The organism is Buttiauxella gaviniae ATCC 51604 (assembly GCF_001654835.1).
In the GTDB taxonomy this organism is placed as follows: Bacteria; Pseudomonadota; Gammaproteobacteria; order Enterobacterales; family Enterobacteriaceae; genus Buttiauxella; species Buttiauxella gaviniae.
This window is the reverse complement of the sequence record NZ_LXEP01000009.1, coordinates 1-25350: the sequence shown is the minus strand read 5'-3', so window position 1 is coordinate 25350 and position 25350 is coordinate 1. Positions and strand designations below refer to the sequence as shown.

The following is a 25350-nucleotide window of genomic DNA, read 5'->3' as shown; positions in this document are numbered from 1 at the left end:
CTTGGCAGGGCAGCGGTTGGGGTGATGCTCCAGACTCCGCCCGAAACGGTTGTGACGCCAAGTAAAGTGCTACCGTTGTAGAGCTTGATGATATCGCCATCGACACCCGTTCCGTGGAAGGTGGGGGTCGTGTCGTCAGTAATACCGCCGCTGAGTACCGGCTGCTGGAGATCACCGACATTATCGTCGGCATTCAAAATGACCGGTGCGTCGGGTGGTGTGGAGTCGGGGGCATCAACCGGCGCTTCTGGCCCGGTGTTACCGGCTTTATCTGTTGCGGTGACTTCCAGCGTTTCGCCGTTGGTTTGCGCGGGAGTTATAGTGACGCTAAAGCTGCCGTCATCTCCGGCTTGTCCGTTGCCCAGCGGGTTGCCGTTACTGTCGTTGACTGTGACGGTGCTGCCAGGCTCGGCCATGCCGGTGACATGCAGCCCATCATCGGAAACCCGTAAGTCAGTGGGGACAGAGGGAGGCGTGTGGTCGACAGTAAACGTCGGGCTGGTTGTGGTACTACTGATGTTCCCTGCCGCATCGGTTTGAATCAACGTAATGGTGTGGGGGCCGTCGGTAAGCGGCTGGGAAGGGGTGAAGGTCCAGTTGCCATTACCATCAACGGTGACCTGAACGATCTGCTCGCCATTATCAAAGATGGTGACTTTATCGCCTGGCTCGCCTTTACCGTGGATCCCCGGCTGGTTTTCATCGGTCGGCTCACTATTACTAATAACACCTGTAATCTTTCCAGCATTATCTTGCAGTTGCGCGAGTTCGGGTGCTTCCGGGGCAACGGTATCGATAGTTATCGTGTAACTTCCCGAAGGTTCACTTTCACCTTTGGCATTAATGGCGGTGACACTAAATGAGTGAGAGCCATCAGCAAGTGCTTTGGTTGGCGTGAAGGACCAGCTACCGTTGGCAGCGACGACTGTAGTGCCAATTTCTTGACCGTTGTCGTAAATATGGATGGTTGTCCCCGCCTGGCCTGTGCCTCGCAGCGTCGGAGTATTATCGTTGGTCGGTGCGAGTGGCGAATTATTCGGTACGGTACCTGTTACTGGCGCAACGTCATCAACCACACTGGTGAGTGTTGGAGCATCGGGTAGTGGGATGTTCGGCGCAATAACAGTGCCATCAGGACCCGTATTGCCGGACGGATCGGTGGCATGCGCGGTGAGTTCTTCACCGCTAATTTGTGGGGTGGTGAGTGGAATGGTGAAACTTCCATCGTTGCCCGCTGTGCCGGTGCCGATAACCTGACCGTTGCTATCGGTAATGGTTACCGCGCTACCTGGTTCTGCGTTGCCGGTGAGTGTTTTACCGTCAGCCGAAATACTCAGATTGGTAGGTGCATCCGGTGGTGTGACGTCATTGGCTGGAGGTGGTGGGCTTGGATTGCCCGGACCGCCATTGGAATTGCCATTATCATTATCTCCATCACCTCCGCCACCGCCCCCTCCACCCGCAGCAAGAGCAATACCGCCCGCAACAGCGACGCCACCTAAAACCCATGGCCAAATGGCAGCTCCACCGTGGTTTTCTGCACCTGTGGCTGCCATGAGTTCATCGATATTGTTGATATGTTCGAAGTGAAAAGCAGAGTCTGTATCCTGTACCCACCACAAAGCACCATGGTTGTCTTCTAGCACCAGTTGGTTGCCACCTTGATCGGCGTAAGCGTAGAAATTTTTAACAGTAATCACTTCGCCGTCATGCAGAGTAATAATCATATCGTTGTTGGTGCGAACGATACTGGCGATATCAGAACGTTCGGCTTTAAGTTCAACGATTGATGGAGAGCTCAGCGTAATTTCAGACGCTTCTACATTATTCGTTACGCCCGTTAGCTTTGAGATGATTGATATTGAACGCATTGTTATCACTCCATTCTGTGTGAAACTGGGGCAGCCTTAAGCTTTGCTTATGCATACGAATAATTTCCCCCGGAACGAAGTGTTAAAATGATCTCACTAAAGTATGAAATTTTAATCAAACGAGTCCCGCCGTCAGAATATTAACGACTAACATTATTGATAATTGATAAATGTTGTGTCTGACAGGGCGTTAACTCATATAAATTTGAGATTCATACTTATGTATCATTTCAATTCAGGGTTAATGAAGATATAGACAGGATTGAATGAAAACGCAAATTAAGCCGTACTAAAGCAATGTTTTAGAGATTGTTAATAAATTTTTTCATTGAAAAAAAGTTATAGGCGCATGAGTTTTACTGATAATCATAACGAGTGATGTTGTCTGTAATGCATTGATTTCATTTGTTTAATTTCTGTTTCTTGTACTTTGCGATTCTGTGCTGTTCTTCATTTATCATCAGATTTTAACACTTTGTTTATTGTGGTTATTGGCGTGTAGATAAACGATGCGGTTATTTTGTTGAAATAGAAATGAATTATGATAACTGTGAGGCAGAGCAGGTATATTTATCAAATTGAAGCGCAAATATTAAATGGACCCAGCGGTTTTATTTGGGTAGCACAGAAATTAATAAAGGTGAGGATCTATTTTTATAACAGTTGTTTTCCAGAAGTAATTTTAAATAGGGGAATACAGTTTTGGGTTTATTTGTTAAAACATTAATGAGGTTTCTCAGTGCTGGCCTTGTAAAGCTAAAGCCAGCACTGCAAGAGATGCTTAACGACCAGCGTGTTTCATAATGCGCGCTTTATCTACCGCCCACTCTTTGTCTTTCAGGTCATTACGCTTGTCGTGTTGTTTTTTACCTTTTGCGACGCCGATTTTCACTTTGCACCAGGCGTTTTTCCAGTACATCGACAGCGCCACAACGGTATAACCATCTCGGTTAATACGTCCGTAAAGATTATCCAGCTCACGTTGGTTAAGCAGGAGTTTACGGGTACGCGTAGGGTCACAGACAACATGGCTTGATGCCACGTTTAACGGGGTAAAGTTTGCGCCAAACAGGAATGCTTCGCCATCGACTAAAATGACGTAGCTGTCACCGATGTTGGCTTTGCCTGCACGTAGCGATTTTACTTCCCAGCCTTGTAGCACGAGGCCCGCTTCAAACTCATCTTCGATAAAGTATTCATGGCGGGCGCGTTTGTTTTGCGCAATGGTGGCTGAACCTGGTTTGAATGCTTTTTTCTTTGTCATAGTGCTGCTCAGTATAAGTAATCCAGGAGTTCAAATACACCCCGCTTCGCTGCGAGGATGAAGGCATATCTTAGCACGGCTCTAGCCTAAGAGTTTTTCTTTGCGTGATGATAAATGTTATTATTTGCCCGTTTTGTGACTCTCAGGAAATGCTATGCCTCAGATTACCCGTACTGCGCTAGTGCCTTACAGCGCGGAGCAGATGTATCAATTAGTGAACGATGTGAAATCTTACCCAGATTTTTTACCAGGTTGCACAGGCAGCCGGGTGATTGACGCGTCGCATGATCAGATGACGGCGGCGGTAGATGTTTCTAAGGCAGGTATTAGCAAGACCTTCACTACGCGCAATACGCTTACAAGCAATCAAAGCATTCTGATGCATCTTGTCGATGGGCCATTCAAGTCATTGATGGGGGGCTGGAAGTTTACGCCGCTGAGCGCTGAAGCATGCCGTATCGAGTTCCAGCTTGATTTTGAATTTACTAACAAACTGATCGAACTGGCGTTTGGCCGTATCTTCAAGGAACTTGCGGGGAATATGGTTCAGGCGTTTACCGTTCGCGCCAAAGAGGTCTACAGTGTCGCCTGAAATTAAGGTCGAAGTCGTTTACGCGCTACCGGAAAAGCAGTACTTGCTCAAGGTACGACTGGCGCAAGGCAGCACTGTTGAACAGGCTATTGCCGCATCGGGCATTCTCGAACTGCGCACGGATATCGATTTGGCAAAGAACAAAGTAGGCGTTTTTAGCCGACCGGTAAAACTCATCGATACGGTTAATGATGGCGACAGGGTGGAAATTTATCGACCTCTGATCGCTGATCCGAAAGAGATCAGACGCCAGAGAGCTGAAAAAACTGCTCAGAAGTAGCCAAAAAAAGGTGCCGATTGGCACCTTTTTTATTGGTTATTCTTTTTCCAGCTTTGGCTTGTTGTCGATGTTGGTCAACACACCGCTGCTGTTGAAGGTCAGCGTCAGCGTTTGCTGAGTGACATTTTCATGCCCCGGTTGCTGGCGGAAAACATAGAACCAGGTACTTGTACCGAATGGATCGGTCATCATTGGTGTACCCAGAGCATACGCAACTTGTTGTTGAGTCATGCCAGTACGAATCTTTGACACATCGTTCTGTGTCAGGTAGTTCCCCTGGTTAATGTCGGGGCGGTAAACCACTCGCTCCAGAGTGGAACAGCCTGCGGTCAGCATAAGAAGAACCGCTGCGGCAGCAGTCAGCGTTTTACAGCGCATAGTGATTTGATTCCTTTTCGGGCCCGAGCAGCACATGGCTCATTCATAATATGCCGATGATAATAAACCTTTACGCAGTTTAAAACATTAAGGCGCTTAACTCTGACCCTGGTTCGGCAAAAAAGTTGGCTTAAAACATGCTCAATTAACAATATGCTAGCGAAGTGCTTGTTTTTTGAACGATGGATATCGTGCACTGCATAATGTGTATCGACAATAGCCGTTAAGCTGCCAGTAACTCTTTTGCGTTGGCAAGTGTATTGCGTGTGACTTCGCTGCCACCGAGCAAACGAGCCAGCTCTTGCAGGCGTGAGCGTTTATCCAACGGCTGCATATGAGTTTCCGTCATTTCACCATCTGTTTCTTTGCTGACAAAGAAGTGATGATGCCCACAACCGGCAACCTGTGGCAGGTGGGTTACACACATGACTTGCGTGGACTCGCCCAACTGGCGGAGTAATTTGCCTACCACTGCGGCGGTTGGGCCGCTGATTCCGACATCGACTTCATCGAAGATTAAGGCCGGAGTTTCCATTTTACGCGCTGTGATAACCTGAATGGCCAGAGCAATACGTGAAAGCTCACCACCGGAGGCCACTTTTGCCAGTGGTTGTAATGGCTGGCCAGGGTTAGTCGTTACACGGAAATCAATGCGGTCTGCACCTTCGGCGGTTAGATGATTTTCGTTAAAATCTACGTCGATAGCCAGTTTGCCGTGTGGCATTGATAGCGAATGCATGCTTTCGGTAATCAATTCGCAAAGCTCGGCAGCGTAATGTGCACGGCGTTGATGCAATTCATGCGCGATACTCAGTGCTTGCTGATGATGGAGAGTCACTGCTTGCATCAGTTCGTCCTGAGAGCTGGCCTGCTCGTCGAGCTGTTGCAACTCTTCCAGGAGTTGCTGGTGGAAAGCCGGCAATTCTTCCGGTGCAATGTGGTGTTTGCGTGCCAGCGAGATTTGCCTGGAGATGCGTTGCTCCAGCTCATACAAACGGTTTGGGTCCAGATCCAGGCGGTCACAGTAGTGGCGTAACTCATCGCTGGCTTCTGAAATCTGAATGTTAGCCTCTTCAAGCATATTCAATACACCAGATAGTTTTGAGTCCATTCCGGCTAATTCTTCCATCAGATGGCGCACGGTATACAGTTGGCTTTGCAGATTGTTATCTTCACCATCGGCAAGGATCGCCAGCGCTTGTTGGCTGGTGGAAATCAGTTGCCCGCTGTTTGCCAGCCGTTTGTACTCTTCATCGATTTGTTCGAATTCACCTGCGACAGGTGAGAATTCATTGAGTTCTTTTAGCTGGTAATTCAGCAGTTCAGTACGTGATGCACGTTCCTGAGCAAGTTGCTGATACTGTGCAAGAGTTCGGCAGCTTTGATGCCACTCGCGGTAGCGTTCTGCCATTTGTTGCAAGAGGGCTGTTTCCCCGGCATAACCATCGAGCAGGTTTTTTTGATGCTCAGGTTTCAACAAAAGTTGGTGCGCATGCTGACCGTGAATTTGAATCAGCATCTGGCCGAGGTCACGCAGTTGCGAAAGGGGAACGGCAGTGCCGTTAATAAAGCCGCGTGAACGACCATCACTGCTGATAACACGGCGCAATAAGCACTCGCGCCCATCATCAAGCTGGTTTTCTTCCAGCCAACGCAGGGCTGCAGGGGTATCTTTCAGGGAGAAACGAGCGCAGAGGTCGGCACGGCTGGCACCACAGCGCACCATGTCTGCTTCAGCGCGTCCGCCTAGACACAACCCCAGGGCATCAATCGCGATAGATTTGCCAGCACCCGTCTCACCGGTAATGGCGGTCATACCGTGGTGAAAATCAATTTCCAGTTCACGAACGATTGCGAAGTTACTGATGGTGAGTTGTGCCAGCATAATAGCTTTCCTGTATGAAAAGACATGACTGTGTTTTCATACAGTATAAACTGGTTTTATATACAGTAAAGGGCCGGGGCCACTTTTTAGAACAATTTTTTTGACCAGCCCAGTTTTGAACTCAATGTGTTGAAATAACTGTAATCTTTTGGATGGATAAGATTGAGATGGTAATCGCAACGGCGAATTAGCACATCTTCACCTTCCTGAATCGGTAGGGCAATCTGGCTGTCACAGCTGATTTCCAGGTCGCTACGCATGTGCGAGAACCGCAGGCGGATAGTGCTGCTGCTGTTGATAACCAGCGGGCGGGCAGAAAGCGTGTGCGGGAACATTGGCACAAGCGTAATGGCATCAAGCGATGGGGTCAGAATTGGCCCGCCAGCAGAGAGCGAATAGGCTGTAGAACCGGTTGGCGTCGAGATAATTAACCCGTCGGAACGCTGTGAGAACGCGAAGACTTCATCGATATAAACTTCGAATTCAATCATATGGGCCACTTTACCCGGGTGAAGCACCACTTCGTTAATCGCAGTACTCAGGCGGGTCGGGGTATCTTGCTGGCAAACCTGGGCTTCCAACAAAAAGCGGCGTTCTGCGATGTAATGTCCTTCGAGGACATCGGCCAGTTGCTGTTGTGCGTTATCCGGGTCAAGGTCAGTAAGAAAACCCAGGTTGCCACGGTTAATGCCGATGACTTTGATATCATAGCGAGCAAGAACGCGGGCTGCGCCAAGCATATTGCCATCACCACCAACCACAACGGCGAGATCGGCCTGCTGACCAATTTCTGCCAATGTGCCGGTTTTCACGTTTTTGAGGTTAAGTTCCTGGGCAATTTGCGACTCAACAATGACATCGTAGCCCTTGGTGCATAGCCAGCGATACAGCATTTCATGCGTGGTGAGGGCTGTGGGGTGACGAGGGTGCCCGACAATACCAATGCAGTTGAAATGTTTGTTCATTATGCCGATGGTCCTTATACGCAGAGATGCAGTCATTTATGACAATATGTCACGTTCCCTTGAATCCAGGAAACTGATCCCCATAATAAGCGAACCAGCGAGATGAATGCTAAAAACGCGGAGAAATTCATGAGTAGTAAAGATCAGAAAACACCAGACGAGCAAGTCTCGGACGAAATTGCAATGGAAAGCCACGAAGAAGTCGAGGCCGTAGAGGGTGCCGAAGTGGTTGATCCGCGCGATGAACAAATTGCCGATTTAACAGCGCAACTGGAAGAAGTTCAGCAGCGCGAGCGTGACCTGGCGTTACGCAACAAAGCGGAAATGGAAAACCTCCGTCGCCGCACCGAACTCGATATTGAAAAGGCGCACAAGTTCGCTTTAGACAAATTCGTCAACGAACTGCTGCCTGTTATCGACAGCCTTGACCGTGCTCTGGAAGTGGCTGATAAGTCCAACACTGATTTGGCCGCCATGATTGAAGGCATCGAATTAACTCAGAAATCGATGCTGGATGTGGTGCGCAAATTTGGTGTGGATGTGGTTGGCGAAACTAACGTGCCGTTCAACCCGGATGTGCATCAGGCAATTGCGATGGTTGAATCTGAAGATGTAGCACCAAACCATGTACTGATGGTGATGCAGAAGGGTTACACCCTGAATGGTCGCACACTGCGTGCAGCAATGGTTTCCGTTGCTAAAGCAAAAGCGTAATTCGCCCAATTGCTTTAAATAAAAAGCCAGCCTTCGAGGCTGGCTTTTTTGTTTCTATTTCTGTTCAACACTTTGTCGCAGTGGCGTCACCGGGGTCACTCGAACTTGTTTAATCATGTTGTCCTGAACATCAAGAATATCAATGTCGTAGTGGCTTAACCGCACCCGTGTTTCGATGGCCGGAATCTCTTGTAGCTCTTCAAGGATCATGCCGTTAACCGTCCGGGCTTCATCTTCCGGCAGCGTCCAGTTAAAGGCTTTGTTGATTTCACGGACGTTTGCGCTGCCTTCGATAATGACGGAACCATCGTTTTGTGGCGTAACTTCTTCGGCAAGTGTAGGCGACATTGACGTGGTGAAATCACCGACAATCTCTTCAAGAATATCCTCAACCGTCACCAGCCCCTGAATATCACCGTATTCGTCGACGACCAGGCCCACTTTCTTCTTGTTGCGCTGGAATTTTACCAGCTGAACGCTCAGTGGCGTGCCTTCAGGAACGAAATAAATTTCATCTGAGGCGCGCAGCAGCGTTTCTTTAGTGAACTCCTGCTTTTCCGTCATTAAACGGTAGGCTTCACGCACGCGCAGCATGCTGATTGCATCATCCAGCGTATCGCGGTAAAGCACGATGCGCCCGTGCGGGGAGTGTGTCAGCTGGCGAACAATAGATTTCCAGTCGTCGTTAATATCAATCCCGACGATTTCATTACGCGGCACCATGATGTCGTCGACACTGATTTTTTCAAGATCCAAAACGGAAAGCAGCATGTCCTGGTTGCGGCGAGATATTTTTGAATGGGACTCATGCACCAGGGTACGTAATTCGTCTTTGTTTAGCGCGCTACTGACGGTGCTGACGTTTTTGATACCCATAAGGCGCATCAACATACGCGTGATGATGTTCAGTAACCACACCAGGGGCATCATCAGGATTTGCAGCGGGCCGAGCAGGAAGCTGCTCGGGAAGGCGACTTTTTCTGGATACAGCGCGGCGATAGTTTTTGGCAGTACCTCAGCAAAGACCAGAACCACGAAGGTGAGGATACCGGTTGCGATAGCAACACCAGCATCGCCGTATAAACGCATGCCGACGATGGTGCCGATGGCTGAGGCCAGAATATTGACCAGATTATTACCAATGAGTACCAGGCTAATCAGGCGGTCTGGTTTGCGAAGCAGTTTTTCCACCCGTTTAGCGGCGCGGTTACCTTGCTTGGCAAGATGACGCAACTTATAACGGTTAAGCGTCATCATGCCGGTTTCAGAGCCCGAGAAGTACGCTGAAACGACTACCATGATGATCAATGTGACAATCAACGTAGTCGTTGAGATCTGTTCCAAAAGGATGTTCCTTTAAAAAGACAACATTAGCCGACAAATTGTTGCAGGACGCGGCTACCAAAATAGGCGAGTGTCAGAATTGCAGCACCAGCGACGTTAAACCAGACCACACGGCGGCCTCTCCAACCTTCATGATAGTGTCCCCAAAGTAAAACGATGTAGACAAACCATGCGAGAATCGACAATACCGCTTTGTCGACGTTTTCCAGGCTGAAAAGATTTTTCAGATAAAATAGGCCGGTGCAAAGGGTTAACGTCAGCAGAACAACACCGACTTGAGTGATGTGAAACATTTTGCGCTCAATGCTCATCAACGGCGGCATTTCAGCACGGAAGGCGAGTTTTTTATTTTTGAGCTGATAATCAATCCAGGCCAGCTGCAATGCGTAAAGCGCAGCAATAATCAGCGTAGCGTAGGCAAAGAGCGACAGGCCAATATGCACCATCATTCCTGGCGTCGCTTCCAGGTGAGTGATGAATTCGTTAGGCATAAAGGTGGCAAACGCCAGATTGATTAAGGCAAAAGCGTAAACAATCGGTAACAGCAGCCAGCCGCGATTGCGCGATGCCACAATTGTCATAACGGTACATATCATCAAACTGACAAGCGAGCCGACGTTAAGCAAGCTGAGGTTCTGACCTCCATCGGCGTTAAAAATGCGCGCTTCAAGCGCCAGACCGTGGCTTACCAGCGCAATAACGGCTGATATAATGGCAAAACGGCGCCATCCGCTGTTTTTTGTCAGCAGGGCGGGGATAATCAGCGCGAGGCTGCTGGAATAGGCTACAAGCGCAAGGATTGCGAAAACAGGCATATAAAGTGTCGGTCAATTAGCCAGAGATGAAAAAAAGCAGTATAACGTTACCTGCCGCCTGCTCCAAATCTAACCGTACATCACACCGAAGGCGGCTTCATGTTATATACCCGTCATACTTCAAGTTATGGGGGTGTTGGCTGCACTCACTTACCCCAGTCACTTACTTTAGTAAGCTCTTGGGGATAAGCTCCCTTGCCGCCTAGCCACAACTTGAACTATTTAGGGTATAATCCGCTAAATTCTGTTTTGTGTCGCAAGCTGCGGCCCTAAGTTACCACGTTAGGCGAAAGACAATGTTTGATAATTTAACTGACCGTCTGTCGCGCTCATTGCGCAATATCAGCGGCCGCGGGCGGCTGACTGAAGAGAATGTAAAAGAAACTCTGCGCGAAGTGCGCATGGCATTGCTGGAAGCTGACGTTGCGCTGCCAGTGGTGCGTGACTTTATCAGCCGTGTAAAAGAAAAAGCGGTTGGCCATGAAGTTAACAAGAGCCTGACCCCGGGTCAGGAGTTCGTCAAAATCGTTCGCACCGAACTGGTTGCAGCGATGGGCGAAGAGAATGCGAGCCTGAATCTTGCAGCACAGCCGCCAGCCGTTGTGCTGATGGCGGGTTTGCAAGGTGCGGGTAAAACCACAAGCGTCGCGAAATTAGGTAAGTTCCTGCGCGAGAAGCACAAAAAGAAAGTGCTGGTGGTTTCTGCAGACGTTTATCGCCCTGCGGCGATCAAACAGTTGGAAACGCTGGCTGAACAAGTCGGTGTCGATTTCTTCCCGTCCGATGTCGGCCAAAAGCCTGTTGATATCGTTAATGCGGCGCTGAAAGAAGCGAAGCTGAAATTCTTTGATGTGCTGCTGGTGGATACCGCCGGTCGTTTGCACGTTGATGAAGCGATGATGGACGAAATCAAACAGGTTCATGCTGCGATTAACCCAGTTGAAACTCTGTTTGTTGTCGATGCCATGACCGGCCAGGATGCGGCAAATACAGCTAAAGCCTTTAACGAAGCATTGCCACTGACCGGCGTCGTACTGACGAAAGTAGACGGTGATGCGCGTGGCGGTGCGGCGCTGTCTATCCGTCATATCACCGGCAAGCCGATTAAATTCCTCGGTGTGGGCGAAAAAACAGAAGCGCTGGAGCCTTTCCACCCGGATCGTATTGCCTCTCGTATTCTGGGGATGGGCGATGTTCTGTCGCTTATCGAAGATATTGAGAGCAAAGTTGACCGTGCTCAGGCTGAGAAATTAGCCAGCAAGCTGAAGAAGGGCGATGGGTTTGATCTCAACGATTTCCTTGACCAGCTCAAGCAGATGAAAAACATGGGCGGCATGGCGAGTATGATGAGCAAATTGCCAGGAATGGGGCAATTGCCGGATAACGTTAAGTCGCAAATGGATGACAAAGTCCTGGTACGTATGGAAGCCATTATTAATTCCATGACGCTCAAAGAACGTGCGCAGCCAGAGATTATCAAAGGTTCACGTAAACGTCGTATCGCGATGGGTGCGGGTATGCAGGTGCAAGATGTCAACCGTCTGCTCAAGCAGTTCGACGACATGCAACGCATGATGAAAAAGATGAAGAAAGGCGGAATGGCGAAAATGATGCGCGGCATGAAAGGTATGATGCCACCAGGTTTCCCAGGTCGTTAAGCTCATTTAGATTGCATTTTGCGCCGAAATGAGTAAAATTTTCGGGCTTTTAATATGACACCGGGCTCCATCCCTCGATGGGGCCCGATGTTTTATTCACTAAAGAGGATGTTATGGTAACTATTCGTTTAGCACGTCACGGCGCTAAAAAGCGTCCGTTCTACCAGGTTGTTGTTACTGACAGCCGTAATGCACGTAACGGTCGCTTCATCGAGCGCGTTGGTTTCTTCAACCCTATCGCTGGTGAAAAAGACGAGGCAACTCGCCTGGATCTGGATCGTATCGAGCATTGGGTTGGCTTAGGCGCAACCGTTTCTGATCGCGTATCTGCGCTGATCAAAGCAGCAAAAAAAGCAGCTTAATCTGTCACGGTGGTCATGATGAGCAATCAACTCGCTGTAAAGGCTCCTGTTAACCCAATCGTGTTGGGCAAGATGGGTTCCTGCTATGGGATTCGTGGTTGGCTCAGAGTGTTTTCCTCCACCGAAGACGCCGATAGCATTTTTGACTATCAGCCCTGGTTTATCCAGAAGGCGGGTCAGTGGCAGCAAGTACAGCTGGAAAGCTGGAAGCACCACAATCAGGATCTGGTCATCAAGCTGAAAGGTATTGACGATCGGGATGCAGCGAATCTTCTGACCAATTGCGAAATTGTCGTCGATTCAACGCAATTGCCTCATCTCGAAGAGGGTGACTACTACTGGAAAGACCTTATGGGTTGCCAGGTTGTCACTACTGAAGGATATCAGCTCGGTAAAGTCATCGACATGATGGAAACCGGCTCAAATGACGTTCTCGTCATTAAGGCAAACCTGAAAGATGCGTTCGGTATCAAGGAGCGGCTGGTTCCGTTCCTCGATGGGCAGGTTATCAAGAAAGTCGATCTCGCTACTCAAACGATTGAAGTAGATTGGGATCCTGGTTTTTAAAACCTCCGGATTAACGGTAAAAGTCGGCGTAATGGGGATTGGCTTGTGTTTATTGGTGTAGTTAGCCTGTTTCCAGAGATGTTCCGCGCAATTACCGACTTCGGGGTAACTGGCCGGGCTGTAAAAAATGGCCTGCTGAGCATCCAGAGCTGGAGTCCACGTGACTTCACTTATGACCGGCACCGTACCGTGGACGATCGTCCTTACGGCGGCGGACCGGGTATGCTCATGATGGTAAATCCTTTGCGGGAAGCCATCCACGCAGCGAAAGCAGCGGCAGGGGAAGGTGCTAAAGTTATCTATCTGTCACCTCAGGGACGCAAGCTTGATCAAGAAGGCGTCAGTGAACTGGCAACAAATGAGAAGTTAATTCTGGTTTGTGGTCGTTACGAAGGGATAGATGAGCGCGTAATCCAAACCGAAATTGATGAAGAATGGTCAATTGGCGATTACGTTCTCAGTGGTGGTGAATTACCAGCAATGGTGCTGATTGACTCAGTTTCTCGGTTTATTCCGGGAGTCTTGGGGCATCAGTCATCAGCAATCGAAGATTCGTTTGTCGATGGATTGTTGGACTGCCCGCACTATACCCGTCCTGAAGTGTTAGAAGGCATGGAGGTTCCGCCAGTTTTACTGTCGGGAAACCATGCTCAGATTCGCCGGTGGCGCCTGAAACAGTCGCTGGGCCGTACCTGGCTTAGAAGACCTGAACTTCTGGAAAACCTGGCTCTGACTGAAGAGCAAGCAAGGTTGCTGGCGGAGTTCCAACGGGAACACGCAAATACAGCAACATAAACATGATGGGATGGCGTAAGCCCCCGATTATCAGTTTACCCAGGATAAGAGACAAAATTATGAGCAACATTATTAAGCAAATTGAACAAGAACAGATGAAACAGGATGTACCTTCATTCCGTCCGGGTGATTCCGTGGAAGTGAAAGTATGGGTCGTTGAAGGTTCTAAAAAACGTCTGCAGGCATTTGAGGGCGTGGTTATCGCTATCCGTAACCGCGGTCTGCACTCTGCATTCACTGTTCGTAAAATTTCCAACGGCGAAGGTGTTGAGCGTGTATTCCAGACTCACTCCCCAGTAATCGACAGCATTGCTGTTAAACGTCGTGGTGCCGTTCGTAAAGCTAAACTGTACTACCTGCGTGAGCGTACTGGTAAGTCTGCTCGTATTAAAGAGCGTCTGACTAAGTAAGATTTCGCTAGCGCGACATCCATATCAAGGGCTGCCATCTGGCAGCCCTTTTTTTGTCTAGCGCAAAAATGAGCGCTGAAACTCTTCATTGCTTCCTTTCTCCCATTGGGCTCGGCGCTCAGCAACATCTGGTAAGCTCTCACAACTGCCAGGAAATGACTTTCCGCTTTGCCCAAGGATGAGTAAGAACTTCGGATCGCAAATTCTCTGTTGTCCTTCTGCATATCCCTTCAACCATTCCTGACGGTCCACATTCTCATCATTATGCATATGTGAAATAACCAGATTGCTTCTGATGGGTTGTCCGGACATTGCATCGTCCCAGCCGGCTTGATACCAGTCGGTAGGCTCAGGGGTGGGAGCATGTGTGTAAGGATCAACATAACAGGCCGACAGGAATAAGATCGGAATTAAGGCGATGTAACGCATGGTGGGAATATCCATTTCAAAGAGTATTCTTTGAGCATAGAGGCTATTTCATTGAATGCATGTTTACGCGAAAAAGAAGCGTGTTTATGTATGTGTGTATCATAAAGTTTACGAACATTGTTGATTTACGTGCTTTAAGCGGCAATTATTTTAGTGTTGTAACGAATTGTTTACGTAATATGGATTGCAATCTTTACTAAAGCTGGTAATGTAGTCGCATCCTCACTGAGGAAACGACTATCGCAAACGAGCTAACAGGATCGCCATCATGCAAAAAGACGCGCTGAACAACGTTCATATTTCTGACGAACAAATACTTATCACTCCGGATCAACTGAAAGCGGAATTCCCGCTGACTGCCGCCCAAGAAGCGCAGATTGAACAGTCCCGTCAGACGATTTCCAACATTATCGCGGGCCGTGATCCTCGTCTGTTGGTGGTGTGTGGACCTTGCTCGATCCACGACCCAGAAACCGCGATTGAATATGCTCGTCGTTTTAAAACGTTGTCTGAACAAGTTAGCGATAGTCTGTACCTCGTGATGCGCGTCTATTTTGAAAAGCCACGTACTACTGTGGGCTGGAAAGGGCTGATTAACGATCCGCACATGGATGGTTCGTTTGATGTCGAAGGCGGTTTGAAAATTGCTCGTCAATTGCTCGTAGAGTTGGTGAGCATGGGTCTGCCACTGGCAACCGAAGCGCTTGATCCAAATAGCCCACAATACTTAGGCGATCTGTTCAGCTGGTCGGCAATCGGTGCGCGTACTACTGAGTCCCAGACTCATCGTGAAATGGCTTCTGGCCTTTCAATGCCGGTTGGCTTCAAAAATGGTACTGATGGCAGCCTCGGCACAGCAATTAACGCAATGCGCGCTGCATCTATGCCACACCGTTTTGTCGGTATTAACCAGGCAGGCCAGGTTTGCTTACTGCAAACTCAGGGTAACCCTGATGGCCACGTGATTTTACGTGGCGGTAAAGCACCGAATTACAGCCCGGCAGATGTCGCGCAGTGTGAAAAAGAGATGGAACAGGCAGGACTCCGCCCAGCCTTGATGATAGATTGCAGCCATGGCAACTCAAACAAAGACTACCGCCGCCAACCGGGCGTGGCTGAATCAGCTGTAGCTCAAATTAAAGATGGCAACCGTTCGATTATTGGCCTGATGATTGAAAGTAATATCCACGAGGGTAATCAATCTTCAGAGCAACCACGCAGTGAGATGAAGTACGGTGTTTCTGTAACAGATGCTTGTATTGACTGGGAAACCACTGAGACTTTACTGCGCGAGATTCATCAGGATCTGAACGGTACGCTTGCGGCGCGTCAGGCATAAGAGGTTTTACTATGGTGGCTGAATTGACCGCGCTGCGCGATCAAATTGACGAAGTGGATAAGGCGTTGCTGGGGCTACTGGCACGCCGCCTTGAACTGGTAGCGGAAGTTGGCGAAGTCAAAAGCCAGTACGGTTTACCGATTTATGTCCCGGAGCGTGAAGCGGCAATGCTGGCTTCACGCCGCAAAGAAGCGGAAGTGTTAGGTGTTCCACCTGATCTGATTGAAGACGTACTGCGCCGCGTAATGCGAGAGTCTTACTCAAGCGAGAATGACAAAGGCTTTAAAACGCTATTTCCTGCTTTGCGGCCGGTTGTTATCGTCGGTGGTGGTGGGCAAATGGGGCGCTTGTTTGAAAAGATGCTCACACTTTCCGGTTACCAGGTTCGAATCCTTGAAAAAGAAGACTGGGCTAAAGCACCAGAGTTGATGGCTGATGCGGGCATGGTGATTGTCAGCGTCCCGATTCATATCACTGAACAAGTTATCGCTCAGTTACCACGCTTGCCTGATGACTGTATTTTGGTTGATCTGGCATCGGTTAAAAATGGCCCTCTACAGGCTATGCTGGCTGCGCACCAGGGCCCTGTTCTGGGTTTGCACCCAATGTTTGGGCCGGATAGCGGCAGCCTGGCAAAGCAAGTTGTGGTGTATTGTGACGGTCGCCAGCCAGAAGCTTACCAGTGGTTCCTGGAACAGATTCAAGTTTGGGGCGCGCGTTTACATCGCTCCACTGCAGTTGAACACGATCAGAACATGGCGTTTATTCAGGCGCTGCGCCACTTTGCAACCTTTGCATACGGCTTGCATCTGGCAGAAGAGAATGTTCAGCTCGAACAGTTACTGGCGCTTTCATCACCGATTTATCGCCTGGAACTGGCTATGGTCGGGCGCTTATTCGCTCAGGACCCGCAGCTTTATGCTGACATTATTATGTCTTCCGAAAGCAATCTGGACCTGATCAAACGTTACTACAAACGTTTTGGTGAGGCGATTGGCCTGCTGGAGCATGGTGATAAGCAAGCGTTCATCGACAGCTTCCGTAAGGTTGAACACTGGTTTGGTGATTACGCACAGCGCTTCCAGAGCGAAAGTCGTACTTTATTACGCCAGGCAAATGATAGCCGACCGTAATCGCAAAATAGTCTTATAATCTAAAGCCATCAGGGAAACCTAATGGCTTTTTTTATTGGCAATTAAGGATAGAAAAATGGCTCAGCCGCAAGTTCTGTTCGATTACATCGGTCACTTACCTGAATGCCCAACCTGGAGTGCTGAGGAAAACTGCCTCTACTGGACAGATATTCTCGAAAACGAAATGCATCGCTACAACATTGAAAGTAAAAAACACGATGTGATTCAGTTTTCCGAAGAAGTTGGATGTTTTGCATTATGTGAAACGGGCGGCTTTATTGTCGCGCTGCGCAGCGGAATTTATCTGACCAACCGCACAGGGCTTATCACTCGTAAAGTGTGTGACAACCCCAATAACCCTGCATTAGCTCGTTTTAATGATGGTGGAACGGATAGAGATGGACGCTTTTATGCCGGAACATTTTGGGGACCGGGAGATTACAACGGGGCATTGTTGTGCCGTGTGGATAACGATCTGACTCCGCATGTTATTCAGCATGATATTCATGGTGCCAATGGTCTGGCGTTTAGTGCCGACAAAAAATGGATGTTCACATCGGACACACCGAACCGTGTGATCTACAGAACTCCGCTAGATAAACAAGGTGAACCAGGCAAGCGTGAAGTGTTTAAACATTTTGAGCTGGGGCAGGGGATTCCTGACGGCGCCGCAATTGACGAAGAGGGTTATTACTGGACCGCGCTATTTGATGGCTACCGTATTGCACGCTTGTCGCCAACGGGAGATGTACTGGAAGAGTATGAGTTGCCAGTACGTTGCCCTACGATGGTCTGTTTTGGTGGCGATGATATGAAAACATTGTTCATCACGACCACGCGAGAAAATATGGATGATACTGAAGTCGCGGAAAGGCCGCTTTCTGGCGCGATTTTTACGCTTGAAGTCGCAGTAGCAGGGCTGCCAAAACTTAAATTTAAACAGATTTAGTAAGCCAGCATAACGCTGGCTTACTGCCAGTATTACATCGGATCGACAGGTACCACGTTCTCACTTGGATAACAGCCAAGTACTTTCATCGAGCGGGTGATTTCGCCCAGTTCGCGAAGGGCTTTATGCATTACTTCATCGTTCAGATTTGCCTGAACATCCAGATAAAACATCTCTTCCCACGGGTTACCGTTAATCGGGCGAGATTCCAGTTTTGTCATAATCAAATTGTGATTACGCAGAACCAGAAGTGCTTCTACCAGCGCACCGGCTTGCTGGCCTGTTGCCATCAGCAGGGTAGTTTTCGCTGGAACCTGGTCAGTCACTTCAACAGCTTTGCGAGCCAGGACGATGAAACGTGTAATGTTTTGCGTCTGATTTGCCAGGTTACGTTCCAGAACTTGTAAGCCATACAGCGCGCCACCTGCTTCGCTACCTAATGCCGCGACATGAGGTGAGTTCGCCTGAGTCACCTTCTCCATCGCTGCAGAAGTACTCTCACAATATTCAATTTTCCAGTTTGGGTAGCGATTGATGAACTGGCTACATTGCTGGAAAGGCTGTGGATGGCTATACACAGTGTGGATAGTGTCTAAATCAGTAGTACCTTTAACCAACACGCAGTGATCGATAGGCACAGTCATCTCGGCAACGATGGATAAACTGGTGTGCTGCAACAAATCATAGACATCGTTGATTGCGCCAGAACTGGTGTTCTCTAGCGGCACGACTGCGTAATCTGCTTGACCAGTTTCGACTTGATTAAAGATATCGTGAAACTTTGCACAGCCGCTTTCAATAAATTGTTCAAAGTGTCGGGCGGCATACTGGCGAGCAGCAAGGTGAGAGTAAGAACCTTTTGGGCCGAGGAACGCAATTCGTGCTGATTGTGGATTCGTTTTGTTAAGGTGCTGCTGCAATAACGTTTGCTGGGTCAGGACGGAGTCTTCAATAATGAGCTGGAACAGGCGGGTTATGTAATGAGCATCCAGATTATGGGTTTTACCCAGTGCAATCAGGCGCTCCAGTAAATCTCGCTCGCGGTCTATATCGCGCACCGGGCGGTGAGTGGCAAGTTTAGCTTTGCCTACTTCTACAGCTAATAAGCGACGCTCCGCCAGCAATGCCAGCAGTTTTACATCCAGGGCGCTAATTTTATCGCGCAGTGCCAGCAATGGGTTTGTCTCACTCATATCGCTACCTTTTCGAATTCCATAAAAAAAGCCTCCCGGGTTTCGGGAGGCTTGTTTGTTCGTCTTCGCATTCTTTATCACACGACGAATTGCCTCCCATTCAGGGGAAGGTAAAAAAGAATGCGAAGAAAAACGGAAATAGTTTCATGGTTGGTTCCTGATAAGTCAGACAAGTAAGGTACCCGGTCTGTTTTCGCTCTGTCAATAAAAAACGCGCCCGGAGGCGCGTTGTTATGGTTGATAAGGCTAAATTGATTACTCTTCTTCAACTTCCGCGATAGCAACGTCTTTCACTGAACCTGCTGTGCGACGCGCTTCACCCTTGTGTTGCACTTTATTCAACTGCCGCTCCAGTTTGTTGATCAAATCGTTGATAGCCGTATACATATCATCGTGTTTGGCGCTCGCTACGAGCTGGCCATTTGGCGTATTAATGGTGGCATCTGCCACGAAACCTTTCGGCTCTTTGGACAAAACAATGTGTGGGTTAATTAAATGTGTTTGCCACTTGTCCAGTTTAGTTAGACGGTCTGCGACGTGCTGACGAATAGCTGGGGTGATTTCCATTTGCTTGCTGGTAATGTTCATTGTCATAAAGTTACCTCTTGTCATTCCCGTCTTGGTAACTCCAGCATACCTTTCTGAATGTCAAAATGTGTGATGCAAATCACATTATTTTGTCACTTTTTGTCAGTAAACCCTTTTTGTGAGGCAGGACAGGATCTCTGTTTTTAAAGCTTGTGGAAGTGAGAAATAGCGTCCATATTTGATTGGATGACCCGACGCTAAACCGTTTCAGTTTACGTATTTCGGGCAATAAAAATGGCAGCCATATGGCTGCCATTTTGTTTTGATAAATTGGTGAATCAGGTGTTGCTGCTATTTGCCGCAATAATTTTTGCAACTTTGTCAGCCTGGGCTGGCATTTGCATTTCACGGTAAGCATTTTCCATCAATTTCAGACCATCGCGAGTGGCCTGAGTATCAGGGAAATCACGCAACATTCCTTCGACACGGTTAACTACTGCAACCCACGCGCCGCGTTTAGTGTAGTATTGCGCCACTGAAAGCTCATATTTCGCTAAACGATCTTTCAGGAACACCAGACGCTTGGTGGCATCGGTGACATACTGGCTGTTCGGATAACCGCGAACCAGCTTAGAGAAATCTCTGAACGCATCGCGCGCATGCGCCGGATCCCGGTCTGAACGATCTACGCCAAAGAAACCTTGTAATGCGCTATCATCTAACGCCATATCCGTCAGACCGCGCATGTAAAGTACGTAGTCAATGTTTGGATGGGTAGGATTAAGGCGCATAAAGCGGTCAATCGCTGCCTGAGCCAATGGCAAATCAGCGTTCTTATAGTAAGCATAGATAAGATCTAACTGCACTTGCTGCGAGTAAGGCCCGAACGGATAACGGTTATCCAGCGCTTCCAGTTGCGTTATCGCCGCTTTAAAGTTACCGTCCTGCAACTTTTGCTGCGCAGTCGCATAGATCTCAGAAGGTGGATTATCAGGAACCTCATCCTTGGAACTGGAGCAACCAGCCAAAGCCAGGCTCAACGTGGCTGCTGCCACCAGATATTTCATACGCGTCATGACGTTTTGACTTTCCTCAGAATGTTATCCGGGAGGCTCGCAGTACCAGCTCCCGATAAAGACCAGCTACAATAGCACACTATATTAAACGGCATTGCCGTAAAACCCAACGTTAACGAAGAAGCTGTCTATGGCACAACTAGTACAACTCACCGCAACTGTGTCCGAATCTCAACTCGGTCAACGCTTAGATCAAGCTTTGGCCGAATTGTTCCCGGATTATTCACGTTCGCGTATAAAAGAATGGATTCTTGATCAGCGCGTGCTGGTCAATGGCAATATCAGCGACAAACCGAAAGAGAAAGTGTTGGGTGGCGAAAGCGTCACTATCAACGCTGAAATCGAAGAGGATGCGCGCTGGGAACCACAAGATATCCCGCTCAATATCGTCTATGAAGATGACGATATTCTGGTGATTAACAAACCGCGTGATTTCGTTGTGCATCCTGGTGCGGGTAACCCTGATGGGACCGTCCTGAATGCACTATTGCATTACTACCCACCGATTGCTGATGTACCGCGTGCAGGTATCGTGCATCGTCTGGATAAAGACACGACGGGTTTGATGGTCGTTGCGAAAACTGTTCCTGCGCAAACTCACCTGGTTGAGGCTTTGCAATTACGTGAAATCACGCGTGAATATGAAGCAGTTGCGATTGGTCATATGACTGCGGGTGGCACGGTAGACGAGCCAATCAGCCGCCACTCTACCAAGCGCACCCATATGGCTGTGCATCCTATGGGTAAGCCAGCTGTTACGCATTACCGAATCATGGAACATTTCCGCGTACACACGCGTCTGCGTCTGCGTCTGGAAACAGGTCGTACTCACCAGATTCGTGTGCACATGGCGCATATCACTCATCCATTAGTTGGCGATCAGCTTTACGGTGGCCGTCCACGCCCACCAAAAGGTGCGTCGGAAGAGTTTGTTAGCGTGCTGCGTAAGTTTGACCGCCAGGCTCTTCATGCAACCATGTTACGTCTTCACCATCCGATTAGCGGTATGTTGATGGAGTGGCATGCGCCGATTCCTCAGGATATGGTTGAGCTGATTGAAGCATTACGTGCTGATACAGAAATCCATAAGGATCAATTGGACTGGCTATGAGCAAATTGATCGTCCCGCAGTGGCCGCTTCCTGAAGGAGTGGCTGCTTGCAGTTCGACACGTATTGGCGGTGTGAGTCAACCGCCTTACGATTCGCTTAATCTGGGAGCTCACTGCGGTGATAACCTGGATGATGTCGAAGAAAACCGCCGTCTTTTTTACGCTGCTGCGTTGTTGCCCTCAAAACCTGTTTGGTTAGAGCAGGTACACGGCAAAGAAGTGTTGAAACTCACGGGCGGGCCATATTTGTCTAAGCGCGCTGATGCTTCTTACAGTTCAACACCGGGCACCGTTTGTGCAGTAATGACTGCAGATTGTTTGCCAGTGCTATTCTGTAATAAGGCAGGAACTGAGGTTGCTGCTGCTCATGCGGGATGGCGTGGTTTGTGCGAGGGTGTGCTTGAAGAAACCATCGCCTGTTTTAAAGATGCGCCAGAAAATATCATCGCATGGCTTGGCCCAGCTATCGGCCCTGAAGCATTTGAAGTCGGCCCTGAAGTGCGTGAAGCGTTTATGGCTAAAGATCTTCAGGCTGATAGCGCATTTCGCCCATCAGGGGAAAAATACATCGCTGATATCTACACGTTGGCACGCCAACGCTTGTCTGCCGCGGGCATTAACCATATTTATGGTGGTGACCGTTGCACTTACAGCGAAGCGGGTGATTTTTTCTCATATCGACGCGACAGAACCACAGGCCGTATGGCAAGTTTCATTTGGCTGATATAACCTATCGAATCAAGACGATCCAGTGCGGGTAACTAACGCTCCAAATATTTCAGGTCATTAACCTTGAATAATTGAGGGATGACCTCATTTAATCTCCAGTAGCAAATTTGACCTGTATATGGGAGGAGTTATGCGTCTGGATCGTCTTACTAATAAATTCCAGCTTGCTCTTGCTGATGCCCAATCCTTAGCTCTCGGGCAAGACAACCAATTTATCGAACCCCTTCACTTGATGAGCGCACTGCTCAATCAGGAAGGCGGATCTGTGCGTCCGTTACTGACCTCTGCTGGCGTTAATGCTGGCAAGTTACGTACGGATATAGAGCAAGCTTTAAGCCGTTTACCACAAGTTGAAGGAACGGGCGGTGATGTCCAGCCTTCGCAGGATTTAGTCCGTGCATTAAACCTGTGTGACAAACTGGCGCAAAAACGAAATGACAACTTCATTTCATCTGAGTTATTTGTTCTGGCAGCACTTGAATCGCGCGGAACATTAACTGATTTATTGAAATCAGCAGGTGCTACCACGGCAAATGTGACAGCAGCAATTGAACAAATGCGTGGAGGCGAAAACGTGAATGATCAGGGTGCCGAAGACCAACGTCAGGCATTGAAAAAATATACCGTCGATCTGACTGAGCGTGCAGAACAGGGCAAGCTTGATCCAGTGATTGGCCGTGATGAAGAAATTCGCCGCACTATTCAAGTATTGCAACGGCGTACCAAAAACAACCCGGTACTCATCGGTGAACCAGGCGTTGGTAAAACAGCCATAGTTGAAGGCTTGGCGCAGCGCATTATTAACGGTGAAGTACCTGAAGGGTTGAAAGGGCGTCGCGTACTGGCGCTGGATATGGGTTCGCTGGTGGCGGGCGCGAAATATCGTGGTGAATTTGAAGAACGTCTTAAAGGTGTGCTGAACGACCTTTCTAAACAGGAAGGTAACGTCATTCTATTTATTGACGAGTTGCACACGATGGTTGGCGCAGGTAAAGCCGATGGTGCAATGGATGCCGGTAACATGCTTAAGCCTGCACTGGCTCGCGGTGAGTTGCACTGCGTCGGCGCGACAACACTTGATGAATATCGTCAGTATATAGAAAAGGATGCCGCGCTTGAGCGTCGTTTCCAGAAAGTTTTCGTTGCTGAACCTTCTGTTGAAGACACCATCGCAATTTTGCGCGGGCTGAAAGAGCGTTACGAACTGCACCATCATGTGCAGATTACTGACCCGGCCATTGTTGCGGCCGCGACTCTATCGCATCGATATATTGCCGATCGTCAGTTGCCGGATAAAGCCATCGACCTTATCGATGAAGCGGCTTCCAGTATTCGTATGCAGATTGACTCGAAGCCAGAAGAGTTAGACCGACTTGATCGCCGTATCATCCAGCTAAAACTGGAACAGCAAGCATTGAAGAAAGAGTCTGACGAAGCGAGCCAAAAACGTTTGAGTATGCTTGAGGAAGAATTAGGGCAGAAAGAGCGTGAATATTCAGTGCTGGAAGAAGAGTGGAAAGCTGAGAAAGCTTCACTTTCTGGTGAGCAGACGATTAAAGCGGAACTGGAGCAGGCAAAAATTGCCATTGAGCAGGCTCGTCGCGTAGGCGATCTGGCACGTATGTCTGAATTGCAGTACGGGAAGATTCCAGAGCTTGAGAAACAGCTCGCGGCGGCAACTCAGAGTGAAGGCAAAACCATGCGGCTGCTGCGTAACAAAGTGACTGACGCAGAAATTGCGGAAGTGCTGGCACGCTGGACTGGGATCCCTGTTGCTCGAATGCTGGAAGGTGAACGAGACAAACTGCTGAGAATGGAGCAACAACTTCATACTCGTGTTATCGGGCAGAATGAAGCTGTTGAAGCCGTATCAAACGCAATTCGTCGTAGCCGTGCTGGTTTGTCTGACCCAAATCGTCCGATTGGTTCGTTCCTGTTCCTTGGGCCAACCGGTGTGGGTAAAACTGAGCTGTGCAAAACGCTGGCAAACTTTATGTTTGATAGCGATGACGCAATGGTGCGTATCGATATGTCCGAGTTTATGGAAAAACACTCGGTCTCTCGTTTGGTCGGTGCGCCTCCAGGGTATGTTGGTTACGAAGAGGGCGGTTATCTGACGGAAGCGGTTCGTCGTCGTCCTTACTCTGTCATTCTGTTGGATGAAGTTGAGAAGGCACACCCGGATGTGTTCAACATCTTATTGCAGGTGTTGGATGATGGGCGCTTGACTGACGGGCAGGGTAGAACGGTCGACTTCCGTAATACGGTAGTGATTATGACGTCTAACCTGGGTTCTGACTTAATTCAGGAGCGCTTCGGCGAGTTGGACTACAGTCATATGAAGGATCTGATTCTTGGTGTTGTTAGTCAGAACTTCCGCCCGGAGTTCGTCAACCGTATAGATGAAGTCGTGGTATTCCACCCATTAGGTGAACAACACATTGCTTCTATTGCGCAGATTCAGTTGCAGCGTTTGTATAAACGCCTTGAAGAGCGTGGCTATGAAGTCACTATCTCTGAGGATGCGTTGAAGCTGCTTAGCGAGAATGGTTACGACCCAGTATATGGTGCAAGACCGTTGAAACGCGCTATCCAGCAGCAAATAGAGAACCCGCTGGCTCAGCAAATCCTCTCTGGGGAGCTGATTCCTGGTAAAACAGTGCATCTGACAGTAAAAGATAATCATATTGTGGCAGTGCAGTAAGTCACAGAAAAGACAAAAACGGGCCCTGAGGGGCTCGTTTTTGTTTAAAAACCAGGCGATAGTGAGCCCTTGATATGTATTTTGAATGAAAAACAATCGATCGATAAGTTTTTTGAATTTTATACTTGTCAGCTTCCAGAAAATCCCTATACTGCGCCTCCACTGACACGGCACAACGACTTACAAACCGGCTTGTCAGCCAGACGAAAAGCGAAAATAAACGCTTGACTCTGAAAGAGGAAAGCGTACTATACGCCACC

At 48.7% G+C, this 25350-nt stretch carries 26 protein-coding genes, 1 pseudogene and 1 other annotated feature; of the genes and pseudogenes, 14 read left to right on the top strand and 13 right to left on the bottom strand.

Going from position 1 to position 25350, the window contains the following annotated elements:
• A partial coding sequence (locus tag M977_RS06185; protein WP_064513224.1) for an Ig-like domain-containing protein occupies window positions 1-1871 on the bottom strand: 1871 nt, incomplete at its 3' end.
• A gap of 781 nt (window positions 1872-2652) precedes the next feature.
• Window positions 2653-3135, bottom strand: a complete 483-nt coding sequence (smpB, locus tag M977_RS06180; RefSeq protein WP_064513222.1) for an SsrA-binding protein SmpB — start codon at window positions 3133-3135, stop codon at window positions 2653-2655.
• 154 nt (window positions 3136-3289) lie between these two features.
• Between smpB and M977_RS06175 the strand changes: the two genes are divergently transcribed.
• Window positions 3290-3727: a type II toxin-antitoxin system RatA family toxin gene (locus M977_RS06175; protein ID WP_034457334.1), complete on the top strand. Its 438-nt coding sequence runs from the start codon at window positions 3290-3292 to the stop codon at window positions 3725-3727.
• The gene (locus M977_RS06170; RefSeq protein ID WP_064513220.1) at window positions 3717-4007 is read left to right on the top strand and encodes an RnfH family protein; all 291 of its coding nucleotides are present in this window, start codon (window positions 3717-3719) and stop codon (window positions 4005-4007) included. The genes M977_RS06175 and M977_RS06170 overlap by 11 nt, the downstream gene beginning before the upstream one ends.
• A gap of 36 nt (window positions 4008-4043) precedes the next feature.
• On the opposite strand, the gene bamE is transcribed toward M977_RS06170, so the two are convergent.
• The 3 genes from bamE to nadK all read right to left on the bottom strand — a co-directional run bounded on the left by bamE (window position 4044) and on the right by nadK (window position 7235).
• Window positions 4044-4385, bottom strand: coding sequence for an outer membrane protein assembly factor BamE (gene bamE, locus M977_RS06165; protein ID WP_034457332.1), 342 nt, complete (start codon window positions 4383-4385; stop codon window positions 4044-4046).
• Window positions 4386-4608: 223 nt separating this feature from the next.
• Window positions 4609-6270: a DNA repair protein RecN gene (gene recN / locus M977_RS06160; protein WP_064513218.1), complete on the bottom strand. Its 1662-nt coding sequence runs from the start codon at window positions 6268-6270 to the stop codon at window positions 4609-4611.
• An 86-nt stretch (window positions 6271-6356) separates the two neighbouring features.
• The gene (gene nadK, locus M977_RS06155) at window positions 6357-7235 is read right to left on the bottom strand and encodes an NAD(+) kinase (RefSeq protein ID WP_064513216.1); all 879 of its coding nucleotides are present in this window, start codon (window positions 7233-7235) and stop codon (window positions 6357-6359) included.
• A gap of 129 nt (window positions 7236-7364) precedes the next feature.
• Between nadK and grpE the strand changes: the two genes are divergently transcribed.
• The gene (gene grpE, locus M977_RS06150) at window positions 7365-7949 is read left to right on the top strand and encodes a nucleotide exchange factor GrpE (protein WP_034459893.1); all 585 of its coding nucleotides are present in this window, start codon (window positions 7365-7367) and stop codon (window positions 7947-7949) included.
• Between the two features lie 54 nt (window positions 7950-8003).
• Here the strand turns inward: grpE and M977_RS06145 are convergent, their stop codons facing one another.
• Window positions 8004-9293 carry an HlyC/CorC family transporter gene (locus M977_RS06145; RefSeq protein WP_064513214.1) on the bottom strand — a complete coding sequence of 430 codons (1290 nt, stop codon included), beginning with the start codon at window positions 9291-9293 and terminating at the stop codon, window positions 8004-8006.
• 26 nt (window positions 9294-9319) lie between these two features.
• The gene (locus M977_RS06140) at window positions 9320-10108 is read right to left on the bottom strand and encodes a cytochrome C assembly family protein (protein WP_064513211.1); all 789 of its coding nucleotides are present in this window, start codon (window positions 10106-10108) and stop codon (window positions 9320-9322) included.
• Window positions 10109-10404: 296 nt separating this feature from the next.
• Between M977_RS06140 and ffh the strand changes: the two genes are divergently transcribed.
• From ffh to rplS, 5 genes and pseudogenes are all read left to right on the top strand, one after another.
• The gene (gene ffh, locus M977_RS06135; RefSeq protein WP_064513209.1) at window positions 10405-11766 is read left to right on the top strand and encodes a signal recognition particle protein; all 1362 of its coding nucleotides are present in this window, start codon (window positions 10405-10407) and stop codon (window positions 11764-11766) included.
• Between the two features lie 113 nt (window positions 11767-11879).
• Window positions 11880-12128, top strand: coding sequence for a 30S ribosomal protein S16 (rpsP, locus tag M977_RS06130; RefSeq protein ID WP_064513208.1), 249 nt, complete (start codon window positions 11880-11882; stop codon window positions 12126-12128).
• A gap of 18 nt (window positions 12129-12146) precedes the next feature.
• Window positions 12147-12695, top strand: a complete 549-nt coding sequence (gene rimM / locus M977_RS06125; RefSeq protein ID WP_064513207.1) for a ribosome maturation factor RimM — start codon at window positions 12147-12149, stop codon at window positions 12693-12695.
• A 45-nt stretch (window positions 12696-12740) separates the two neighbouring features.
• Window positions 12741-13509 (top strand): annotated as a pseudogene (trmD, locus tag M977_RS06120) (tRNA (guanosine(37)-N1)-methyltransferase TrmD).
• A 40-nt stretch (window positions 13510-13549) separates the two neighbouring features.
• A complete protein-coding gene (gene rplS, locus M977_RS06115; RefSeq protein WP_064513203.1) occupies window positions 13550-13900 on the top strand; it encodes a 50S ribosomal protein L19 in 351 nt (116 codons plus the stop codon).
• A gap of 57 nt (window positions 13901-13957) precedes the next feature.
• Here rplS and M977_RS06110 read toward each other — a convergent pair whose 3' ends face one another.
• Window positions 13958-14344 (bottom strand): DUF2799 domain-containing protein, encoded by a 387-nt coding sequence (locus M977_RS06110; RefSeq protein WP_083962909.1) that lies wholly within the window; start codon window positions 14342-14344, stop codon window positions 13958-13960.
• A 253-nt stretch (window positions 14345-14597) separates the two neighbouring features.
• Here M977_RS06110 and aroF point away from each other — a divergent pair, with 253 nt between their 5' ends.
• The 3 genes from aroF to M977_RS06095 all read left to right on the top strand — a co-directional run bounded on the left by aroF (window position 14598) and on the right by M977_RS06095 (window position 17750).
• Window positions 14598-15668 (top strand): 3-deoxy-7-phosphoheptulonate synthase AroF, encoded by a 1071-nt coding sequence (gene aroF / locus M977_RS06105; protein WP_064513198.1) that lies wholly within the window; start codon window positions 14598-14600, stop codon window positions 15666-15668.
• A gap of 11 nt (window positions 15669-15679) precedes the next feature.
• Window positions 15680-16801 (top strand): bifunctional chorismate mutase/prephenate dehydrogenase, encoded by a 1122-nt coding sequence (gene tyrA, locus M977_RS06100; RefSeq protein ID WP_064513196.1) that lies wholly within the window; start codon window positions 15680-15682, stop codon window positions 16799-16801.
• A gap of 76 nt (window positions 16802-16877) precedes the next feature.
• A complete protein-coding gene (locus M977_RS06095) occupies window positions 16878-17750 on the top strand; it encodes an SMP-30/gluconolactonase/LRE family protein (protein ID WP_064513194.1) in 873 nt (290 codons plus the stop codon).
• Between the two features lie 32 nt (window positions 17751-17782).
• Here M977_RS06095 and pheA read toward each other — a convergent pair whose 3' ends face one another.
• The 4 genes from pheA to bamD form a co-directional block, all read right to left on the bottom strand.
• Window positions 17783-18943 (bottom strand): bifunctional chorismate mutase/prephenate dehydratase, encoded by a 1161-nt coding sequence (pheA, locus tag M977_RS06090; protein WP_064513192.1) that lies wholly within the window; start codon window positions 18941-18943, stop codon window positions 17783-17785.
• A 21-nt stretch (window positions 18944-18964) separates the two neighbouring features.
• Window positions 18965-19092 (bottom strand) — a sequence feature (Phe leader region).
• Window positions 19044-19091, bottom strand: coding sequence for a pheA operon leader peptide PheL (pheL, locus tag M977_RS25695; RefSeq protein WP_193216298.1), 48 nt, complete (start codon window positions 19089-19091; stop codon window positions 19044-19046). (Overlaps the previous feature by 48 nt.)
• Window positions 19093-19198: 106 nt before the next feature.
• A complete protein-coding gene (gene raiA, locus M977_RS06085) occupies window positions 19199-19537 on the bottom strand; it encodes a ribosome-associated translation inhibitor RaiA (protein WP_064513185.1) in 339 nt (112 codons plus the stop codon).
• A gap of 272 nt (window positions 19538-19809) precedes the next feature.
• The gene (bamD, locus tag M977_RS06080; protein ID WP_064513183.1) at window positions 19810-20547 is read right to left on the bottom strand and encodes an outer membrane protein assembly factor BamD; all 738 of its coding nucleotides are present in this window, start codon (window positions 20545-20547) and stop codon (window positions 19810-19812) included.
• Window positions 20548-20677: 130 nt separating this feature from the next.
• Here bamD and rluD point away from each other — a divergent pair, with 130 nt between their 5' ends.
• The 3 genes from rluD (at window position 20678) to clpB (ending at window position 25090) form a co-directional block, all read left to right on the top strand.
• Window positions 20678-21658, top strand: coding sequence for a 23S rRNA pseudouridine(1911/1915/1917) synthase RluD (gene rluD / locus M977_RS06075; RefSeq protein WP_064513180.1), 981 nt, complete (start codon window positions 20678-20680; stop codon window positions 21656-21658).
• On the top strand, window positions 21655-22386 hold the full coding sequence (gene yfiH, locus M977_RS06070) for a purine nucleoside phosphorylase YfiH (protein ID WP_064513177.1): 732 nt from the start codon (window positions 21655-21657) through the stop codon (window positions 22384-22386). The genes rluD and yfiH overlap by 4 nt, the downstream gene beginning before the upstream one ends.
• Window positions 22387-22516: 130 nt before the next feature.
• Window positions 22517-25090, top strand: coding sequence for an ATP-dependent chaperone ClpB (gene clpB, locus M977_RS06065; RefSeq protein WP_064513175.1), 2574 nt, complete (start codon window positions 22517-22519; stop codon window positions 25088-25090).
• Window position 25091: 1 nt separating this feature from the next.
• On the opposite strand, the gene M977_RS25690 is transcribed toward clpB, so the two are convergent.
• Window positions 25092-25350, bottom strand: a 259-nt coding sequence (locus tag M977_RS25690; RefSeq protein ID WP_209438599.1) for a hypothetical protein, incomplete at its 5' end; no start/stop codon positions are given.

Coding starts and splice junctions, on each gene's coding strand:
- smpB (WP_064513222.1), bottom strand. CDS start 3,135: ATGACAAAGAAAAAAGCATTCAAACCAGGTTCAGCCACCATTGCGCAA.
- M977_RS06175 (WP_034457334.1), top strand. CDS start 3,290: ATGCCTCAGATTACCCGTACTGCGCTAGTGCCTTACAGCGCGGAGCAG.
- bamE (WP_034457332.1), bottom strand. CDS start 4,385: ATGCGCTGTAAAACGCTGACTGCTGCCGCAGCGGTTCTTCTTATGCTG.
- recN (WP_064513218.1), bottom strand. CDS start 6,270: ATGCTGGCACAACTCACCATCAGTAACTTCGCAATCGTTCGTGAACTG.
- nadK (WP_064513216.1), bottom strand. CDS start 7,235: ATGAACAAACATTTCAACTGCATTGGTATTGTCGGGCACCCTCGTCAC.
- grpE (WP_034459893.1), top strand. CDS start 7,365: ATGAGTAGTAAAGATCAGAAAACACCAGACGAGCAAGTCTCGGACGAA.
- M977_RS06140 (WP_064513211.1), bottom strand. CDS start 10,108: ATGCCTGTTTTCGCAATCCTTGCGCTTGTAGCCTATTCCAGCAGCCTC.
- ffh (WP_064513209.1), top strand. CDS start 10,405: ATGTTTGATAATTTAACTGACCGTCTGTCGCGCTCATTGCGCAATATC.
- rpsP (WP_064513208.1), top strand. CDS start 11,880: ATGGTAACTATTCGTTTAGCACGTCACGGCGCTAAAAAGCGTCCGTTC.
- rimM (WP_064513207.1), top strand. CDS start 12,147: ATGAGCAATCAACTCGCTGTAAAGGCTCCTGTTAACCCAATCGTGTTG.
- rplS (WP_064513203.1), top strand. CDS start 13,550: ATGAGCAACATTATTAAGCAAATTGAACAAGAACAGATGAAACAGGAT.
- M977_RS06110 (WP_083962909.1), bottom strand. CDS start 14,344: ATGGATATTCCCACCATGCGTTACATCGCCTTAATTCCGATCTTATTC.
- aroF (WP_064513198.1), top strand. CDS start 14,598: ATGCAAAAAGACGCGCTGAACAACGTTCATATTTCTGACGAACAAATA.
- tyrA (WP_064513196.1), top strand. CDS start 15,680: ATGGTGGCTGAATTGACCGCGCTGCGCGATCAAATTGACGAAGTGGAT.
- M977_RS06095 (WP_064513194.1), top strand. CDS start 16,878: ATGGCTCAGCCGCAAGTTCTGTTCGATTACATCGGTCACTTACCTGAA.
- pheA (WP_064513192.1), bottom strand. CDS start 18,943: ATGAGTGAGACAAACCCATTGCTGGCACTGCGCGATAAAATTAGCGCC.
- raiA (WP_064513185.1), bottom strand. CDS start 19,537: ATGACAATGAACATTACCAGCAAGCAAATGGAAATCACCCCAGCTATT.
- bamD (WP_064513183.1), bottom strand. CDS start 20,547: ATGACGCGTATGAAATATCTGGTGGCAGCAGCCACGTTGAGCCTGGCT.
- rluD (WP_064513180.1), top strand. CDS start 20,678: ATGGCACAACTAGTACAACTCACCGCAACTGTGTCCGAATCTCAACTC.
- yfiH (WP_064513177.1), top strand. CDS start 21,655: ATGAGCAAATTGATCGTCCCGCAGTGGCCGCTTCCTGAAGGAGTGGCT.
- clpB (WP_064513175.1), top strand. CDS start 22,517: ATGCGTCTGGATCGTCTTACTAATAAATTCCAGCTTGCTCTTGCTGAT.